Raw genomic sequence first — 19499 nt, 5'->3', positions numbered from 1 at the left:
GGCTTTATTTCAATTGCAGAAGGAGCCTTTCTAAGGCATTGGATACTTCTGCCTTTTGATACCTCTCATAGCTAAGGTCCCCAAGGGAATCTCTATCTAGTAAGGAAGCAATCGTATTTACTTTTGAAGCCTGAACCAAAGGGCAAGAGCTTTTGTAAAACGTGGGAAGCAAAAGAGAAGTAGAAAATTTAATAGCATCTCCAATAGCGCCCGTCATTTTGGTGGTCCCGTAGATTTCAACGCCTCCAAAAAACCGGGTTTTCTTATGCAAAGGGCACCAAATAAGATCTGCCCTGCTGAGAACTTCGTCAAAATGACTACTGGAAACTTTGTGGGTGAAGAATTCAATGTCTAAAGAGGCATAATGCTTATACTTCAGCTCCTCGAGCCATCTAAGTTCCTTTCCGCTTGCTCTTCCTAAGAAAACCACATGCACCCGTTTTAAAGCCTCCCTAGAGCTCTCAAGCGGGGATGCCTTCTCGCCGTACTCTTTCAACTTTTTTAGGACTTCGCGGTAATCCCTTCTTTTCTGAGAGACCTCTCCTGGTATTACCAATTGAAATTCATTTGCAGCTTTCTTTCGCGTGCTCTTGGTATAAAAAAGGGGTAAAACTTTTGCAGCTCCCTTATGCAAATCGCCATCTAGCACCAAAAGACGAGAAGAATCTGCAAAAACCTTTGGAGCCGAAAGAAGTCCTTCTTTTAGTAATAGTTTGAGCCTATAGACGGTTTGGCTTTTAAAAACAGCCTTGAGCAAAAAGGAACGACTGCGCTTGGGAAAATTTAGATTGTGTGTAATTACATAGGTGTTAAATCTCTTTTGAATCTCTAAAGAGAGAGAGAAATAACGATGTGCGGTTCCAATTAGGACCAAGTCGTATGACTGAGCCTGCAACTGCTCCAAAATAATGGTGGAGTCGCTCTTGTGAACATTTCCAGTTGCTGAGATTTGAAGTTCGGAAAGGATGCGGGGTGAAAAATAAAAATCGACTTGTAGGGCAGTAAAATCCCTCGAAAGCTCCCTGAAATTTCTAGCAATTTCAGCGTGCGTATCCAATTCAATATAAGCCACTCTCAACATGCAATTCTAAAAGAGTTAGTTCCCAGCCTTGAGGCTCGATTTCAAAGACTCGTAATCCATCACGAGTTCTCCTTTCACGTAGGTTTTTAGAACTTTCGTTTCTAAAATCTTTGAAGGCTCTATCTTCAATATATCTTGATCCAGGACGATGAAATCGGCCCACTTCCCTTTCTCTAGACTGCCTTTTTCATTTTCTTGAAAACTGCCTTTTGCTGCCCATAGGGTCATTCCTTTTAAGGCCTCTACTCGACTTAGCGCATTTTGCATCTGAAATCCTTCAGAAGGGAAGCCTTTTGCATCTTTTCGAACCACCGCGGCGTAAAAAGTCTTCATAGGACTAATGTCCTCTACTGGAAAATCAGTTCCAAGCACGAGCCATCCGTTTTGATTTAAAAGCTGTTTGTTCGCATACGCATGCGAAAGGCGTTCTTTGCCTAAACGCGATTCTGCCCATGGCATATCCGATGTTGCGTGCGTGGGTTGAACGGAAGGCACGATGGAATACTTTGCAAAAGTGGAAAAATCCTCGGGAGAAATCACCTGCGCATGTTCGATTCGCCAGCGACGGTCGTTTTTGCCTTTTAATTCATTCGCGTACACTTCTAATATCACGCGGTTTGCAGAATCGCCAATCGCGTGGGTATTCATTTGAAACCCTTCTTCAAATAAAAGGGAAGCCATTTTTTTAAAATGAGCCACATCAGAAAGTAAAAATCCAGTGTTAGATGCCTCATCACTGTAGGGGTGTAACAAACAGGCCCCGCGGGAACCTAGGGCTCCGTCCGCATAAAACTTCATTCCATTGACAAAAAGCCGATCGGTTTTAATAATACCTCGGGATTTTAGCCATTGAAAATTGGCCTCAGAATCCGACAGCATGACATGCAAATTGATTTTTAAATCCTCCGACTTTTGCATGGCCTCAATTTCTTCCACCAACGGAAAGTCTAAACCTGCATCCACGACAGTGGTTAACCCTTCCTTAAAACTATACTCCTGCGCTTGTCTCAGGATTTGCTGAACCTGAGCCTTGGTTGGCTTAGGCATATGCGTAGCCATTTGATCTTTTGCATTGTCAATTAAAACCCCAGTGAGTTTACCGTCTTTTTTCAAGAGATCACCTCCACTCATTTTTGTGCTAAGATTATACCCTGCAATATCAAGTGCTTTTTGATTCACAATGGCCGCATGACCGTCCACCCTAGTTAAGTAGACAGGACGATCTGGAAACATTTGATCTAGTTTTTCTTTGCTTGGAAACTCTTTTTTAGTCCATCGATTTTGGTCCCAACCACGGCCCACCAGCCATCCTTCGCTGTGCGATTTAGAAAAATCTTGCAACACGTCTAAAACGGCCTCCCATGAGTCAAGTCCGGCTAAATCTGCATTTTGGAGCATGCTCCCAAATCCGTAAAAATGGGCATGTGCATCAATAAGACCGGGCAAAACCGTTTTCCCCAGAGCATCATAACTTTGAGAGGCTTTGTATTTGGATAAAATATCTTGGTTTGTACCGACTTCTAGGATCTTTCCGTCTTTCACGGCCATGGCCTGACCCATCGAAAACTCCGCATCCACGGTGTAGATTTTCGCATTGTGCAGAATGTAATCAGCGGAATTTTTTTGCCTTGTTTTGCACCCTAAAAGGAAAAGTAAGCTTAAAAGCGGAAGTAGAAGTTTAGGCATAGTATATCATTTTTTAAATTTCAATTTAGAAAAGACTTCTTTCCACCGAAGCTTTCGAATGTAGCTAATTTCTTCGGAGGTGAGTTTTTTAGTTCCGGATTGACTTAAGAAACTTTTCAAAGTCAGATAAAAGGCAACGACCCCACCCTGATGCCTTGAGGCTTTGGCTGCAGATATAAGAACCAATGGCAAACTAAGTCCTATGTTGTAAAAATAGACACCGAGCTTGGTTGCTTTTTGATTTTTATATCGCTCCGCGGTTGGTCTTAAATGCTTCACCCATAAATCCTTCAGTGTGAGCACCTCAAAGCCTTCCTTTTGAGCCAGCATTCGGTCAATGTTGTCCCACCCCAATGTTTCTCGAAGTCCATCCATCGCTTTAAAACAAGCCACGCGATATGATTTTATAGGGCCTCTGACATGGTCCTTCGAACTAATCGCCTCAAATTCCCAGTCCGCACTCTCGGGTGGAAACTCAAAGGCATCCTTCGGCTCAAATGGTCCCCTGGGGATTTTCACAATACCCGAGACCATACCTGCCTGAGGCGAACTCTTATACACGTTCTCCAAACGAGCCAGATAATTTTCAGGGAAGACAATGTCCGCATCAAACTTACAAACCACATCAAACTCACTCAAGTTTTCTGTAGAAAGTCCTTTGTTAAAGGTTCGAACCACCTTGGCTCCAGGCTGATGCTCCGAAGAAGGCAAGTTTAAAAGCCGGAAACGAGAATCTTTTTCACTAAAGTCTTTCGCAATCTGTGCACTCTGATCGGTGGATCCGTCATTGACCACCACCAATTTGAACTCCTTATACGTTTGCCTTCGTAACGATTCTAGCGCAAACCCAAGGGACTGCTCTTCGTTGTGGGTAGGCATCACGATAAGAATTTTCAAACTCATAGTTTTTGAGGAGCGAGCATATTTTTAGGGTCTAAAATTTCATCTAGTTTTTCCTGCGATAGAATTCCATGTTCAAGCACTAGATTGTATACGCTTTTTCCTGTCTCTAACGCTTCTTTTGCAATTTTCGTTGAAGTCTTATATCCTATATAGGGGTTGAGAGCTGTAACAATTCCTATGCTGTGTTTCACCATGTTTAAGCAGATATCCTTGTTTGCTGTAATCCCTACAATGCATTTATCGGTTAGGGCTTCTAAAGCATTGTTAAGGAAGTAAATGTTTTCCATGATCGCATGGCACAAAACAGGTTCCATCACATTGAGTTGGAGTTGTCCTGCTTCCGCCGCAAACGTAACGGTCAAATCGTTCCCAATCACTTTGTAGCAAACTTGGTTTACGACTTCAGGAATCACAGGATTTACTTTGCCGGGCATAATGGAAGAACCAGGCTGCATTGCAGGCAGGTTAATCTCGAAGAGACCCGCTCTAGGACCCGAGGACAAAAGACGTAAATCGTTGCATATTTTAGAAAGCTTTACGGCCAAACGCTTCATAGCCGAAGAGTAAATGACGTAGGCTCCTGTGTCCGGAGTAGCTTCTACTAAATTCTTTGCGGAAACAATAGGATATCCAGAAATGCTAGCTAAATTTCTAGCGCAGAGGTTCGCATATCCTGCCGGTGCGTTGATTCCGGTTCCAATGGCGGTAGCTCCCATGTTTACCTCTAAAAAGAGCTTTGCATTGGCATTTAATTTTGTAATATCTTCTTCTAAGGTGGCTGCGAACGCTTCAAATTCTTGACCAAGGGTCATCGGTACGGCATCTTGAAGTTGGGTTCTTCCCATTTTAATTACATCGTGAAACTCCACCCCCTTAGCACGAAAGGCCAAGATTGCTTTTTTAAGTGTAGAAATTAAAAGTTCATTCTGTTGCAGAAGGGCAAGTTTGATGGAGGTAGGATACGCATCGTTGGTCGATTGTGAAAGATTCACATGGTCGTTCGGAGAACAAAACTCATAACTTCCTCTCGGCTTTCCTAATTTCTCTAGTACAATGTTGGAGATTACTTCGTTTGCGTTCATATTGACAGACGTTCCTGCTCCCCCTTGAATCATATCAATTGGGAATTGAGAATTGTACTTTCCGTCTGCTACTTCGTCGCAGGCCTCCGAAATCTTCGAGTAAAGCTCCTGATTTAGAAGTCCAAGTTCATAATTGGTCTTTGCTGCTGCTTTTTTCACGAACGCGAGGGCGCGAATAAAACGAGGATAACTCGATAATTTCTGACCCGAAATGTGAAAGTTTTCAATTGCTCTTTGCGTCTGAACGCCATAATACGCTTCCATCGGAACATCCAGTTCCCCTAACAAATCGCTTTCTTTTCTAAATTGTGCCATCAAAAAAATATTTGAGGGAAAGTTAAGAGTTTTTGATAGATTGAACAAAAAAACGCGCCCTATTCGAGCGCGCGTAAAGTATCTAATTCAAAGAGAATTATTTAGTCGGATATTTTTCAAGCAATGCCTGTAAAATGGCCCATGTTTCTAGGTCCATTACTCCACTTGCATTTTGCGGTCTAAAACGGTACTGAAACGCTTCGATCGTTTTTTGTGTGGCCTGATCCACAGAGCCTGATCGAAGTAGTCCATAACCGAACTCATTCAAGTAGGTCTGGTATTTGAAGATAAAAGTGGAATCTAAAAGTAGGGATTCAAAGTTCTGCGATTCCGGAGCGTTCATAAATCGCTGCTTGGTCGGCTCATCATACCACATCCCTATGCCATATTCCTTGTAAAGCCTTTCCCAAGGAAACAAAGGACCTGGATCCTGTTTTCTTGTAGGTGCAATGTCGGAATGTCCTAAAACATTCGTGGGCAGAATTTGATAACGATCCACTAGATCTTTCACTAAAGCCGCTACTTTTTTGAACTGCCATTCGGGGTAAGGGTAAAAAACCCTTTGACCTACAGAGTCTGTCGTGTATCCCGGATTCACAATTTCAATACCAATAGAGGAATCATTTAAATTTTCAATTTTGCGCCAAGAACTAACACCGGCATGATAGGCTCGCTTGTTCTCGTCCACCAACTGATAGATTTCTTTGTCATTTTGATCCCCTACCAAATAATGCGCACTTACACTTTGGGTCGTTAGGACGCGAACCGAACGATCGTCATCTAGCGCTGTGTAGTGAAGAATAAGATAACGTTGTCGATAGTTTTGCCCGAGGGAAGGAAAATACGCTTTTGTCACACTATACCCTTTGGGTTCTGCCGTCACAATCGACCCATGACTAATCGTATTATCATTGTTTGCTGCGTCGGCAATATTTACTTTGAAAAAATCATATTTCCCTTGGTGCTCTACACTTGGTTTTGCAGGTTGTGGAATTGGCTTTTTTTCTGCCGGCGGAGTCTTGCTCGTCGCAGTCGCAGTAGTCGTTTTCGGTAATTCCGGCTTTTTTTTCGTCGGTGCTTGTGGCGCACAGGAAAAAACTAAAAAGCTTAATCCAATGACACCTAATGTTTTACGCATAATAAGTGTTTTTAAGTGATTTCAGATTCCAAAAATACAAAAAAAATTAAGCGATTTTTTTTGGTTAATATGAAAATCCTTGTTATATTTGCACTCGCAATTAGAGAAAAGCAGTTCTTTAAAAACGAAGATTGCAAGGAGGGTTGCCGGAGTGGTTAACGGAGCAGTTTGCTAAACTGTCGACGCGCAAGTGTCGCGTGGGTTCGAATCCCACACCCTCCGCAACCGGAAACTCGGGGTGTAGCGTAGCCCGGTCATCGCGCCTGGTTTGGGACCAGGAGGTCGCAGGTTCGAATCCTGCCACCCCGACAAAAGCCACTGATTTATCAGTGGCTTTTTTTATTTTCGGACGTATCTCGGATAGAAAAGGTGTTTTCATTAAAATTTTCAGCTTCTAATCCATTAATTATTTGCTTGTGTAACCTAGGGTACTCAAGCTTAGATCTGATATATTTATATTTGTCAGACACAAGTTATAAATGCTATGGAAAAATTATTTTACCAAACATATGGTGGTATTTTTGAACAAGAATTATTAGCTGAAATCGTTCAAGTATCAAAAGCTGTTGAATTTAAGGAAGGTGACGTGTTGATTGATTACAATCAGTATATTAAGATGATGCCACTCTTATTGTCTGGTGCAGTGAAAGTGATGCGTGAAGATTACGACAGTGGAGAACTATTACTTTATTACTTAGAGCGTGGGGATACTTGTGCGATGTCTATGACCTGCTGTTTGCGTGAGAAACAGAGTGAGATCCGTGCTATAGGTGAGGTGCCAGGCGTTATTTTAATGTTTCCTGTTCAGAAGATGTCGGAATGGATCGGGAAATACAAAAGTTGGATGGTTTTTGTTTTTGAAAGTTACAATAACCGTTTCAATGAATTACTAAATGCTGTAGATACGATCGCGTTTATGGATATGAATGAGCGTGTGTTGAATTACCTTTTCGAAAAAAGCAAAATTGAAAATAGTACAATTGTCTACAAAACCCATCAAGATATAGCGGAAGAATTGAATACTTCGCGCGTAGTGGTCTCAAGATTACTAAAAGCGTTGGAAACAGAAGGTCGAATCAAGCTCAACCGGAATAGTATTGAGATACTCGTCAAATAAATAGAAGGCTTTACAAATAACGTTGAGCCTTTTCTTATGTAACAAATGTAACTGATAGGATGAAAATACTTCAAGACATTTGCAGCAAATTAAATGATTATGGATATGATATTGTCACCATGGCCTTGGTATGTAAGTGGGCCACTTATAGCAATCACGATGTTTGTATTGCTTTATTTAGGTAAGAACTTTGGGATGTCGTCCAACTTGCGTACGATGTGTACGATGTGCGGAGCGAGCAAAACAGCGTCATACTTTAAATTCGATTGGCGTAGCCAAAAATGGAATCTCCTGATGGTAGTAGGTGCTATGATTGGAGGATTTATCGCTTCTAATTATTTAGGCGCAGGCCAATCTCCTGATTTGAATCCTAAAACTATCACACAGCTCGAAGCAATGGGTATTCACAGTGCAGGGAAAGATTATGTCCCTACTGAGTTTTTTGGCAATGAAGCTTTTAGTGACCCTAAAGTGTTAGTGTTATTAATCGTGGGTGGTCTTCTTGTCGGTTTTGGTGCGCGTTATGCGGGAGGTTGTACTTCAGGTCACTCAATATCAGGCATTAGTAATTTGCAATTACCTTCTTTGATCGCGACAATCGGTTTCTTTGTTGGGGGTATTATCATGATTCACTTTATTTTCCCACTTTTATTCTAATCTAATATGAGAAATATAGTTTTTTTACTAGTAGGTGTATTCTTCGGGATACTGATGTTCAAGTCTGAAGCCGCCTCTTGGTTCAGAATCTACGAAATGTTTAATTTCCAATCTTTTCACATGTTTGGTCTAATGGGAACAGCCTTGGCGACCGGTGTAATTTTGGTTCAAATCATTAAAAGAAAAAAAGTAAAGGATATAGATAATAAGGCAATTGCAATTGCAGATAAGGACAAATCGATCGCTCGCTATTTAGTAGGAGGTACGATATTTGGATTAGGATGGGCTTTGGCAGGCGCATGCCCAGGACCTATTTTTGTTCTCACTGGAGCAGGTTATTTACCGATGTTAGTTGTATTGGCGAGTGCTTTGTTGGGAACATGGATATATGGTTTGTTAAAGGATAAACTTCCTCATTAAAAGCAGGATATATTTTATTAGAAAAGCGAGAAGAGATTCTCGCTTTTTTGTTGCAATAATTTCTCGTTTCTGTGTAACAAATGTAACTGTAGGCTTTCTTTCACTTGCTGACCTTTGCACCAACAAATTGAAAAAGTCATGGAAACAATTGGATATTTAGCATCCATTTTGATTGGAGTATTATTGGGTTTGATAGGTAGCGGAGGAAGCATTCTTACCGTACCTGTTTTGGTCTATATATTCGCTGTATTACCTGTTACTGCTACAGCCTATTCGCTATTTATTGTAGGTGTGACTAGTGTTGTGGGGTCTATTACCTATTTCAGAAAAGGATTGGTAAATATAAAGACGGCTGTCGTTTTTGGAATACCGTCTATTATTGCTGTCTTCTTCACACGTAAATATATCTTGCCAGCAATTCCAAATAATTTGTTAACACTGGCTGAATTTGAAGTGACCAAAGATATTTTCCTCATGATTCTTTTTGCGATATTGATGGTCGTGGCGGCTTATACGATGCTAAAAGGCAAAAAGTCTGATACGACAGAGGAACTGCAACCACAAAAGTTCAATTACCCGATGATTTTGTTAGAAGGTTCATTCGTCGGTGTATTAACAGGACTCGTAGGTGCTGGTGGAGGTTTCTTAATTATTCCAGCTTTGGTCTTATTTTCTAAGCTTCCGATGAAAGAAGCGGTAGGCACTTCGCTAGTCATTATTGCGGCAAAATCATTAATAGGATTTACCGGCGAATTGGGAAATGAATCATTGGATTGGACGTTTTTATTCACATTGACTTCGTTGTCTATAGTCGGAATATTTATAGGTTCTTACCTCACAAAAATTATTAATAGTGATAAGTTAAAACCTGCTTTTGGCACATTTGTACTGCTGATGGGTATCTATATCTTTTTCAAAGAAATCTGGTTTTAACATCGTATTCCTTGTGTAACAAAAGTTGCGGATAGGCACACGCACTTTATCTAAATTTGTATCCATAAGCAATTAAATAGTAAACAATTAAAATTTAAATAGTATGTTTTTTCAACACGTATACGACAAGACATTAGCGCAAGGAAGTTATATTATTGGTTGTCAAGCAAAAGGCGAAGCTATTGTCATTGACCCAAAACGCGATGTAGATACTTACTTAGAAATCGCTGCCGAAAACAACTTAAAAATTACTAAATTAACCGAAACACATATTCATGCAGACTTCTTAAGTGGGGCGCGCGAGTTGGCTGCATTAACAGGAGCCGAATTATTATTATCAGATGAAGGCGGTGCTGATTGGCAATATGAGTTTGCACACACAGGATTGAAACACGGAAATGTGATTACGTTAGGTAATTTGACATTGGAAGTATTGCACACTCCAGGTCACACACCAGAAAGTATTAGTTTCTTGTTGACAGACCATCCAGCGACACCAGAAGCCATAATGCTATTCACAGGAGATTTTGTGTTTGTAGGGGATGTAGGTAGACCCGATTTGTTAGAAAAAGCAGCGGGTATGATAGGTACGCAAGAGAAAGGTGCTAAGCAATTGTTTGAGTCAATCCAACGCTTTATGAGTTTGGCAGATCACGTACAAGTATGGCCAGGTCACGGAGCAGGTTCCGCATGTGGTAAAGCTTTAGGAGCTGTACCAAGTACTACTGTAGGGTACGAAAAAATCAGAAACTGGGCACTGCAATATGGTGATAATGAAGAATTTTTTACAAAAGATTTATTAGAGGGTCAACCCGAAGCACCAAAGTATTTTGCGATGATGAAAAAGTTGAATAAAGTGGATAGACCTTTATTGACGGCTGTACCTCAACATAAAAAATTATCAAAAGACGAGTTTTTGAAAGTATATCAAGATGGTATGTTGGTGATAGATACATGTAATAAAGTTGAATTTGCGAAAGGTTATTTGCCTAATTCGTTAAATATCCAAGGAAACAATACATTTGCCAATTGGATGGGCTGGGTGCTTAGCTACGATGTTCCCTTTGTGCTTGTTGCAGAGGAATCAGAGAGGGAAGACATCACACGCAAATTGATGCGCATAGGTTTGGATAATATCTATGGTTTTATGGATTCAGTTCTAGATTTAGGCATTGAATTGCAAACCGCTAACGTCATCGAAATGGATCAATTTGAGGCCGCTATTCAAGAGGATAATGTACAAGTCGTAGATGTACGTAATGAGAAAGAATTCGCTGCTGGACAAATCGAAGGTGCGACACATGCATTTGTAGGAACGCTCGTGTCGAACTTGGACAAGTTAGATAAATCTAAAGACATCGTGATTTACTGTCAGGCAGGAGACCGTTCAACCATCGCCTATTCAATTTTGAAAAAATATGGTTTCGAGTCGGTAAGAAATTATGCAGGAGGCATGAAAGAATGGACGATTACTAATAAGCCTTTAAAACAATAATTATGAGAAATTTAATTTTCAGAATGAGTTTGATTTTGACCCTGATAGGTTTTAACCTTCAAGCTCAAGATCTTATCCTAAAGCGCCTACATGAAGAAGGTCTTTCGCAAAGCGGTTACATCTTGATTGATAACCAATCAAAGGAAGCGATTGTGATCGATCCGCGTAAAGATGTTCAAGAGTTCATCGATACATTGAGTGCGTATGACGCTAAATTGAAATTCGTTACCGAAACACATATTCATGCCGATTATTTAAGTGGCGCACGTGAATTAGCAAAATTGACTGCATCCACATTAGCCTTATCTCAAGAGGGATCTGCGGAATGGCAATATAAATTTGATTATCTACCATTGAAACAAGGAGATAAGTTGGCATTTGGAGAATATTTTCTCCAAGTGCGACATACTCCGGGTCATACGCCAGAAAGCATTAGCTTTTTGTTGTATTCAAATAAGGATATGATTAATCCAATAAAGGCTTTTACGGGTGACTTTCTTTTTGTGGGCGATGTGGGTAGACCTGATTTATTAGAGAAATACGAAGAGGGGGAAGCAAATTCTACCGCTTCTGCCGCAGCGCTTTATCAAAGTATCGAAAAGTTCAGAAAGCTACCTGATGATATGGAAATATGGCCTGGTCATGGTGCAGGTTCATTCTGCGGAAAGACGTTAAGCAACATTCCATTTTCTACATTGAAGGCTGAAAAATTGACTAATCCTGCTTTACAATATTCAGGTAAAGAATCCGAATTTATAAAATACATATTGGCGGATCAAGTGGTTCCTCCTCCCTATTTCAAGTTGATGAAAGAGTGGAATCGTGATGGGACATCCTATAAGTTCGCAGAGGACCGATATGCAGTACTTGATGCTTCGGAAATAAAAAGTCTGATTGGTAAAGGAGTAAAAGTAATTGATACTCGTGTTCGCAAAGAAGTAGGAAAAGGATTTCATCCGAATACGATACATATTGAGTTGAATAAAGGATTTAACAATTGGTTTGCACAATTAGTAAATCATAAGGACCAAGTCGTATTTATAGCAGAAAAAGGTAACGAAAAAACATTAGCGCATAAGTTGATGCGTGTAGGGTTTGACAATGTGTTAGGCGTGGTGAACGATATTTCGTCTGAGAACTTGAAGTCAATTCAATACATTAAACCTGAGGACTTGACAAAAACTGTGAAGAGAAAAGGCATACAGGCTTGGGATATTCGTACAGCTAAAGAATACGCTGAAGGACATATTACTGGTATAGCGAATTTGCCTTTGCTTGAAATAAACGATAAGGCGTCAAAACTAGATAAAAATCAACCGATCATTATTCATTGTCAAAGTGGAGCTCGTGCCGCTATTGGTTATTCACTTTTTGAAAGTTTAGGTTTTACAGACATTACGGTTTACGATGGAGGTATCAATGAATGGAAAAAGTTGGGGAATAAACTTGTTCTCGAATAGCAGTGTCATTCTAATAGTAATTATTATGCGATCAATAGTTAAAGGAATATTTTCAAATAACGATACAGCCTTAAAAGAGGGGTTGTAATCTTCCCTGAAAATAGGAACGATTTAAAATATAGTTATGTAATATTCCAATATTCGCAATGCGGCAAATAAGGCTAAAGCCATTACTATTTTGACGATATACTTCATTTTCGTTTGTTGAATTTTATTAGATTCCAATAACGTTTTGATACTTCGAATAAGTTTATTTCTGTTCAGCCACAAAATAATTAATATCAATAATTGATAGATAATAGCAGCTCTCAATGCTCCTAGATGAACTCCAAAATAAATGTCTTGTAAAATAACATTTATCAATATCGTGGAAGTAAATAAAGAGCCGATCACTCTCGTTTTCTTTATCAAAATAAGAATTCCTCCAACAATTTCGAAAATACCGAGAGTTATTGCGAATGATTTAGAGTAACCATAAAATGCCCACATTAATTCCATTCCACTCAATTCCGAAACACTTTTGTTTATTGCAGATGCACCATTAAATTGTATGATTTTTGCTCCGCCATATACGAACATTGCAAAAACAATTATCCAACTTATTGCATTTTCAAATATTTCAATCTTATCTCTTCTGGTGAAATTCATTTTAATTCAAACATTTATTTTTCATTTTCCATAAGAGTTACTGGGCATTCGGTCGGAAGCTTATAAAGCTTAATTGCTGTATAGGCAATCCAAGCAAATACAAAGAAAAAAGTAATCCGTTGGCCTACAGCAGGAATGCTAGGAAATATGTAATACCAAAACCCAGCAACAATCGTCATCCACACAAAGATCAATAAAATTAAATTGCTGCTTTTCCAATAATTGGAATGTTTAATTAATTTCGGGTAACTAAAAGTTCCAATCAGGAAAAACAGATAACTACCGTAGCTACCCACCTTATGTAGAACCGTTATCGTAGATGAGCGGTGGTCCATATCGGCTGGGAAAACACCTGAAAATGCCATAAAGAAACCCGTTAGAAATATGCCGATTAAAGGCAGTCTGGACGATTCTTTTGAGGCCATTGATTTATACAATCCTATGGAATATATAGAAATAAGAATTCCTGGAATGATGTATCCAAATATATTCCAAAGCCATTTATTTGGCGCATCAAGAGATCCCAATTCACTAATTTGTTTATATAAAAAGCTGTATTCCACCCTTTGATTGGCCATTATGAAATACGTTGTACAAAGTAAAATAGGAGCTAAAAGGCCAGCAATTGCGTAATGTTTGTTTTTCATATATTGATGGTAGACTATTTGAGACAAAGATAATGTCTTATCTATTCGCAAAATTTGACCTAAATCAAAAAACACCCTTTGTGCCTCTTACCCTGCTTAGAGTTTCTTGTGTCATTCCTAAATGAGAGGCAAGCATTCCTAAGGGTACTCTTTGTAGCTTGTTTTTTTGAGTTCGTTCAAAGAATTGGTACCGTTCGATCGCAGAATTAAACTGAAGAGAAATGATGCGCTCCGACTGCTGCAAAAAATACTGGGAAATGAGCATTCGTCCAAATCTTTCCATCTCGGGGAAATCTTTGAAGCACTCTTCAAGGTCGGTTAAAGTAATTTCAATGAGTTCCGTTGCTTCCAAGGTTTGAATATGGAAAAAGTCTGGAATGTTTTGAAGAAAGCTATAAATTGAAGTTATCCATTCGTTTTCCGCGGAAAAATTATCTGTGATTTCTTTCTCTCCTTTAAGGTAGTACGTTCTTATTAGACCGCTGGTGATAAAATAAGTGCTTCGGCAAGTTCTATCCGGTTTGTGAAGAAAATGGCCTTTAGAAAGATTTCTAATTTCCCCAATTGTTTCAAGTCGGCATTTTAGTTCGGTTGAGATTGGAATAAAATTGGCAATATGGTTTATTAAATTTTCGATAATGTCTGTTGTTGTTTTTTTGCTTGTTGCCCACGTGTATTTCCACACAAAGATCAATAAAATTAAATTGCTGCTTTTCCAATAATTGGAATTTTTAACTAATTTCGGGTAACTCAAAGTTCCAATCAGGAAAAATAGATAACTACCGTAACCACCTAACCTATGTAGAACCACTATCGTAGATGAGCGGTGGTCCAAATCGGTTGGACAATCACCTGAAAATATCATAAGCAATTTATAACAATTCTCTGTTAAATTATAAATAGATAATCGATTTATTTCCGATTATCTATTTTCATTTTTACATTTGTATCGTGAATGTTGAAGTTTTAATACAAAAAAATGCAGCACATCCGATTCCACATCAGGTGTTGCTAAGTATTTTGCACGAGTATAAAAGACCCAACGACAAAATTCATTCATTGATACAAGAGCAAAAATTGATTCCTTTAAAAAAAGGATTGTACGTTTGGAATAGTGATGTATTACCAGAAAATTTTAGTATTGCCAATACTCTCTATGCACCAAGTTATGTTTCGGTGGAATCGGCATTGTCATTTTATGGATTAATTCCAGAAAGGGTTTTTTCAGTAAGTTCAATGAAATGTTTTGTGCTAGAAGATTTATTTGCGGGTAAAATACACGCATTACTTTTCAGAAAATGGGGAAATAATATTAAAGGTCGTGACTGGTATGATTTGGAATGGTATATCAGAAAGGGAGTAAGCCTTAATCTTCAGCATTTTTTATTAAGAGCAATAGATAGTGGTGATTGGGTAAAAGAAACGATTTCCCAAACAGAATTTACTAGGTTGTTGAGATCGAGGATTGAAAGTCTTAATTTCGAGGTTGCGAAAAAGGATGTTGAGCGATTCATTCCAAATCCAAGAGTGCTGGACATTTGGTCTAAACAATATTTTTTGGATTTGACTAAAGAACTAAAAATAAAAGAATAAGCGTACTACTTTTTTACATCTTACCCTACGTAATCCACTATCAATAACGACTTATTTAGATTCTGTATCGAGAAACAGTCACGAGATACGGACACCACAACAGAACTTGTTAATAATTGATTTCCTCACGGAAGGATTCAAAAGCGGAAAAGCTCTTAAAAAGATTTACTTCGAAGATACCGCTTTAGTGAAGACTTGGCTCAAATTAGAATTAACATTGTAATTCACAAAATAATGCTAAATTCACTACTTCATATTTCATTATTCAAAAAGTGAGACGGCAAAAAAAGCATATTGTAATGAACTCAGAATCCAACTATATCGAAATAAACCGACAATCCTGGAACCAAAGAACGGACTCGCATATAAATTCGGAATTTTACGGCCTTGAGGAATTTCTTAAAGGCAAAACTTCTTTAAATGAAATTGAATTAGACCTGCTTGGGGATATTCAAGGAAAAACAATTTTGCATTTGCAATGCCATTTCGGAATGGACTCCATTTCGTTAACGAGGCTTGGTGCGGAGGTGACAGGTGTGGACTTATCAGACAAAGCGATTGAAAGAGCTAAACAAATAGCAAAAGAAGCCCATTCAAATGCCAAGTTCATTTGTTGCGACATTTATGACCTGCCCAACCATTTAGACGAAAAATTCGATGTGGTATTTACCAGTTATGGTACCATTGGTTGGCTTCCAGATCTTCACAAATGGGCAAATATAATTTCTACTTTTTTGAAACCAAACGGACAATTTGTCTTCGTAGAATTTCATCCTGTGGTTTGGATGTTTGATTACAACTTTGAGAAAATTGGATACCGATATTTTAATTCCGGAGCCATTATAGAAACAGAAAATGGTACGTATGCAGACAAAGAGGCGGATATCACTCTGTCCACGGTGTCCTGGAATCACGGATTAAGTGAGGTATTAAACAATTTAATCAATAATGGCCTTGAAATTAATTCACTGGACGAATATGATTACTCGCCCTACAATTGCTTCAACAAAACAACCGAGTTCGAACCTAATAAATTCAGAATAGAACATTTGCACGATAAAATACCTATGGTATATTCTATACGAGCAACCAAAAAAACATAACAATTCATCGTCACTTTAAATCGACATTCGAAAGACAAAATGCATAACCAAATCCTACTACAAATTCAGCCATCGTATGACTATTCACATTGACCCAAATTGTAAGCTTGAAATAGCATCTGAAAAGTTCGCACCCTCTACTTTGGTTAAACGGGTTGCAATGCTCGAGATCGTACTATGTCTATAAGATAAAAGAAATTACTTACCATGTTCAAAAAAGTCATTAATACCGATCTATCAAAAACCACCATTATAATCCGCTTGATTGTGGGAGCTGTTTTCCTTTCCGAAGGAATCCAAAAATTTTTATTTCCGGCCATTCGTGGGGCTGGCCGCTTTGAGAAAAATCGGACTTCCATCCCCTGAGTTGTTGGGAAATTTGGTCGGTTTTTTCGAGATCCTCTGTGGGATTTTACTTTTAGTGGGTCTACTAACCCGTGTGGCTAGTATTCCATTAATCCTCATAATGCTCGTTGCGTTTGCAACCACCAAAGTTGATGTATTTGCAAATGAGGGCTTTTGGGGATTTCTTCATGCAAGCCGTACAGATTGGGCCATGCTTTTAGGTTGTGTTTTTCTCTTAATAAAAGGGGGTGGTCATTGGTCTATCGATGAAAATTTAATGAGGAATGAAACGAGAAATTAGTATAAAAGAAATAGCCCGATTTTTTCTCAAGCTGGGAATCATTGGATTCGGAGGACCTGCAGCTCATATCGCGATGATGCAGCAGGAGGTTGTCGTCAAAAGAAAGTGGATGAGCGAACAGCATTTTTTAGATTTATTGGGAGCTACCAATCTCATACCCGGACCCAATAGCACGGAAATGGCGATACACATCGGATACGATAAAGCGGGCTGGAAAGGACTACTCGTTGCAGGATTGTGCTTTATTATGCCGGCGGTCTTCATTACCGGTATATTTGCCTGGCTGTACAAACAATATGGACAATTACCCGAAGTACAACCGTTTATTTATGGAATCAAACCTGCAATTATTGCCATCATTATCGGTGCAGTTTTTCCATTAGCCAAAAAATCGAGTAAGTCTTTCTTTTTGGTATTTATAGGCATCGCAGTTCTAATTTTTTCTTTGCTGGGAATCAATGAAATCTATTTATTGTTTGGGGCCGGCCTGGTCGCATGGGGTATGTTTTATATTCAGAATCAAAAAAGCAAGTCACTACCAAGTTTAATTCCAGTTCTTTTTTTTCAAATTGAATACAATCAATTGCTGTCCGAAACAAATATCAAATTGTTTTGGATATTTTTAAAAATAGGTGCAATTCTCTACGGAAGTGGGTACGTTTTATTTGCCTTTCTAGATACCGAACTGGTAGCACAAGGCTTACTTACCCGACCGCAATTAATGGATGCTATTGCGGTTGGACAATTCACACCAGGGCCTGTTTTTTCATCCGTAACTTTTATTGGTTATCAAATCAATGGACTCTCTGGAGCTGTTATTTCCACGATTGCCATTTTTCTTCCCTCGTTCCTATTGGTGGCATTGCTTAACCCTTTGATGAAAAAAATGCGAAACTCGAAAGCACTGTCCGCTTCACTGGATGCTGTAAACATAGCATCTGTTGCTCTTATTATTGCTATTTGTTTTACAATGGGTAAAGAAACCATTACCGATTGGAAGACGATCAGTATAGCACTAATAAGTACGATTATCGTTTTTAAATTCAAAACCATCAACAGTGCATTTATTGTCTTTGGGGGTGCAGTGCTTGGTTATCTATTATATCAACTTTAATCGTATGGAAGCGACCCTAGCGTGAAGTATGTTTACCCCGGGTTTGGGTTTCAGATGTTCCTTATGTCTCTTCCTTTCCTAAAATGCAAAATAATGACTAGCCGCCTTTGAATTTCGCTTTTTAGGAGCTCATTCCCAATCTAGAAAGGCAAAATACGGTGTATCCCCTAGTTCTTTGTTCTACTTATTATCCTTTTCTTATATACTCAAAGGCTCCTTTTCGAAGCCCAATCCCATACTCTAGATAGGCTTTCATACAGGCTAGGAAATTGGCCCAACCTTCGGTGTTCTCGATAACCCATTTTAAATTGGCCTCGCTGTAATCCTTGCCTTTTTCGGTCACTTTAACCACCGTGGATTTATCAGGCTGTTCTTCTAACAAAATAAGTACAACGGTTTGTGGGTCCCAAACAAACGAAACGGAGCGATTGGGTTCTATCTTAATCTCTTTTACCGGAAATTCATCTGGAAATTCAGGAAATTTCCAAATCAGTTCCTTTCCGCTCTCCATGCGGCCGCTGCTTTCCGAAAGGAAATATTTTGTCATATTTTCAGGATTAACAATCCCCTCAAAAACCACATCAATGGGTTTTTGAATTTGAATTGTGGCTTTGGCTGATAGTTCCATAATCAACTTTCTTTAGGTTTTCGGTAATTTCCTCAACGGTCTAAGTTTCCCATTACGAGTTAACGGATTCTAGTTAATTTGTACCAAATGGTTAACTGTTCCGGTTTGTCGACGTGTTTATCGAAATTTTCAATTAGAAGGGTATCGGCGTCAACAAAAGTAATAACCTGTTTCACCGGAAGGATTTTTTTCGTCATTGGATCCATCATTTTCCCTCTTACTGTTGCCACTTTCATCTTCTCATCCCAGGGACCTACTAGACTTAAGGTTCCAGTTAGCAAATTTGAAATAGTGGTCAATGTAAAATTTTTGTCGCTATTGTTGAATCCAAGCGTGCTGATCGATTGGTAATCACTTCCCAACATATTGCCCAGTTGTTTCATTTCTAAGAATCGATTCCCTAGCAGCATTCTATTTTCTGAATTCACAAAAACAACCAGGGGCTTCTCCCCCTCTCCCATGGAAATTGATATTTGCATTTTGAATAAGCCCGTGTACTTCGAAAGTAGCGAGTGCACCGCAGATGGGTTCATATACTCCGTCAAAGGATCTTGGTCTTGCGCTTTTGTGAACGTACACAAAAGGAATAACAGCATTGCGGAAAATACACATTTCATAGGGTTATCTTTTTTTATTATTGGATTGCAGAGGTAGGATGGTAAAGAACTCACAATCAAATCCTAAAGTAAAGATAATCAAATATACGTTTCCAAAGGATATTAATTTAATTTGCCACTCCCCTCACCCTTTCAACCACGCAGCTGCCACTGCCGAAAATCAAAACTCTAGGGCAGAGCAAATACGGAGAGTTTTTTAAAATTTTGCCTTTCTAT

At 39.0% G+C, this 19499-nt stretch carries 20 protein-coding genes and 2 tRNA genes; 12 read left to right on the top strand and 10 right to left on the bottom strand.

Annotated features, from left to right (window positions below):
• Positions 1-4 precede the first annotated feature (4 nt).
• The 5 genes from ACX3PZ_RS07015 to ACX3PZ_RS06995 form a co-directional block, all read right to left on the bottom strand.
• Entirely contained in the window at positions 5-1081 is a 1077-nt protein-coding gene (locus ACX3PZ_RS07015; RefSeq protein ID WP_459112347.1) for a hypothetical protein, read from the bottom strand.
• A 15-nt stretch (positions 1082-1096) separates the two neighbouring features.
• Positions 1097-2767, bottom strand: a complete 1671-nt coding sequence (locus ACX3PZ_RS07010) for an amidohydrolase (protein ID WP_459083750.1) — start codon at positions 2765-2767, stop codon at positions 1097-1099.
• Between the two features lie 6 nt (positions 2768-2773).
• On the bottom strand, positions 2774-3664 hold the full coding sequence (locus ACX3PZ_RS07005; protein ID WP_459084014.1) for a glycosyltransferase family 2 protein: 891 nt from the start codon (positions 3662-3664) through the stop codon (positions 2774-2776).
• Between the two features lie 2 nt (positions 3665-3666).
• Entirely contained in the window at positions 3667-5067 is a 1401-nt protein-coding gene (aspA, locus tag ACX3PZ_RS07000; RefSeq protein ID WP_459083749.1) for an aspartate ammonia-lyase, read from the bottom strand.
• Positions 5068-5164: 97 nt separating this feature from the next.
• Entirely contained in the window at positions 5165-6205 is a 1041-nt protein-coding gene (locus ACX3PZ_RS06995; RefSeq protein WP_459083748.1) for an N-acetylmuramoyl-L-alanine amidase, read from the bottom strand.
• Between the two features lie 137 nt (positions 6206-6342).
• Between ACX3PZ_RS06995 and ACX3PZ_RS06990 the strand changes: the two genes are divergently transcribed.
• From ACX3PZ_RS06990 to ACX3PZ_RS06955, 8 genes are all read left to right on the top strand, one after another.
• Positions 6343-6427, top strand: a tRNA-Ser gene (locus tag ACX3PZ_RS06990).
• Positions 6428-6439: 12 nt separating this feature from the next.
• A tRNA-Pro gene (locus ACX3PZ_RS06985) sits at positions 6440-6514 on the top strand.
• 175 nt (positions 6515-6689) lie between these two features.
• Complete coding sequence (locus ACX3PZ_RS06980; protein ID WP_459083747.1) at positions 6690-7322, top strand: Crp/Fnr family transcriptional regulator; 633 nt, start codon at positions 6690-6692, stop codon at positions 7320-7322.
• 99 nt (positions 7323-7421) lie between these two features.
• The gene (locus ACX3PZ_RS06975) at positions 7422-7979 is read left to right on the top strand and encodes a YeeE/YedE family protein (protein ID WP_459083746.1); all 558 of its coding nucleotides are present in this window, start codon (positions 7422-7424) and stop codon (positions 7977-7979) included.
• A 6-nt stretch (positions 7980-7985) separates the two neighbouring features.
• Entirely contained in the window at positions 7986-8399 is a 414-nt protein-coding gene (locus ACX3PZ_RS06970; protein ID WP_459083745.1) for a DUF6691 family protein, read from the top strand.
• Between the two features lie 138 nt (positions 8400-8537).
• The gene (locus ACX3PZ_RS06965) at positions 8538-9332 is read left to right on the top strand and encodes a sulfite exporter TauE/SafE family protein (RefSeq protein WP_459083744.1); all 795 of its coding nucleotides are present in this window, start codon (positions 8538-8540) and stop codon (positions 9330-9332) included.
• A 103-nt stretch (positions 9333-9435) separates the two neighbouring features.
• On the top strand, positions 9436-10827 hold the full coding sequence (locus ACX3PZ_RS06960) for an MBL fold metallo-hydrolase (protein WP_459083743.1): 1392 nt from the start codon (positions 9436-9438) through the stop codon (positions 10825-10827).
• A gap of 2 nt (positions 10828-10829) precedes the next feature.
• A complete protein-coding gene (locus tag ACX3PZ_RS06955; protein WP_459083742.1) occupies positions 10830-12287 on the top strand; it encodes an MBL fold metallo-hydrolase in 1458 nt (485 codons plus the stop codon).
• Positions 12288-12398: 111 nt separating this feature from the next.
• On the opposite strand, the gene ACX3PZ_RS06950 is transcribed toward ACX3PZ_RS06955, so the two are convergent.
• From ACX3PZ_RS06950 to ACX3PZ_RS06940, 3 genes are all read right to left on the bottom strand, one after another.
• Positions 12399-12935: a hypothetical protein gene (locus ACX3PZ_RS06950; RefSeq protein ID WP_459083741.1), complete on the bottom strand. Its 537-nt coding sequence runs from the start codon at positions 12933-12935 to the stop codon at positions 12399-12401.
• A 14-nt stretch (positions 12936-12949) separates the two neighbouring features.
• Positions 12950-13582: a DUF998 domain-containing protein gene (locus ACX3PZ_RS06945; RefSeq protein ID WP_459083740.1), complete on the bottom strand. Its 633-nt coding sequence runs from the start codon at positions 13580-13582 to the stop codon at positions 12950-12952.
• A 64-nt stretch (positions 13583-13646) separates the two neighbouring features.
• The gene (locus ACX3PZ_RS06940) at positions 13647-14447 is read right to left on the bottom strand and encodes a Crp/Fnr family transcriptional regulator (protein WP_459083739.1); all 801 of its coding nucleotides are present in this window, start codon (positions 14445-14447) and stop codon (positions 13647-13649) included.
• Positions 14448-14533: 86 nt separating this feature from the next.
• Here ACX3PZ_RS06940 and ACX3PZ_RS06935 point away from each other — a divergent pair, with 86 nt between their 5' ends.
• The 4 genes from ACX3PZ_RS06935 (at position 14534) to chrA (ending at position 18038) form a co-directional block, all read left to right on the top strand.
• The gene (locus ACX3PZ_RS06935) at positions 14534-15175 is read left to right on the top strand and encodes a nucleotidyl transferase AbiEii/AbiGii toxin family protein (protein ID WP_459112346.1); all 642 of its coding nucleotides are present in this window, start codon (positions 14534-14536) and stop codon (positions 15173-15175) included.
• Between the two features lie 299 nt (positions 15176-15474).
• Positions 15475-16278, top strand: coding sequence for a class I SAM-dependent methyltransferase (locus ACX3PZ_RS06930; protein ID WP_459112345.1), 804 nt, complete (start codon positions 15475-15477; stop codon positions 16276-16278).
• Positions 16279-16600: 322 nt separating this feature from the next.
• Complete coding sequence (locus ACX3PZ_RS06925) at positions 16601-16924, top strand: DoxX family protein (RefSeq protein WP_459112751.1); 324 nt, start codon at positions 16601-16603, stop codon at positions 16922-16924.
• Positions 16908-18038, top strand: coding sequence for a chromate efflux transporter (chrA, locus tag ACX3PZ_RS06920; RefSeq protein WP_459112344.1), 1131 nt, complete (start codon positions 16908-16910; stop codon positions 18036-18038). Before ACX3PZ_RS06925 ends, chrA begins: the two co-directional genes overlap by 17 nt.
• Before the next feature lie 187 nt (positions 18039-18225).
• Here the strand turns inward: chrA and ACX3PZ_RS06915 are convergent, their stop codons facing one another.
• The gene (locus ACX3PZ_RS06915; RefSeq protein WP_459112343.1) at positions 18226-18666 is read right to left on the bottom strand and encodes an SRPBCC domain-containing protein; all 441 of its coding nucleotides are present in this window, start codon (positions 18664-18666) and stop codon (positions 18226-18228) included.
• Between the two features lie 59 nt (positions 18667-18725).
• On the bottom strand, positions 18726-19283 hold the full coding sequence (locus ACX3PZ_RS06910; protein WP_459112342.1) for a DUF1579 family protein: 558 nt from the start codon (positions 19281-19283) through the stop codon (positions 18726-18728).
• Between the last annotated feature and the right edge of the window lie 216 nt (positions 19284-19499).

This window comes from Chryseobacterium sp. A321 (assembly GCF_054489265.1).
Note: the sequence above shows the minus strand (reverse complement) of the source record. Positions and strands in the feature narration are given on the sequence as shown.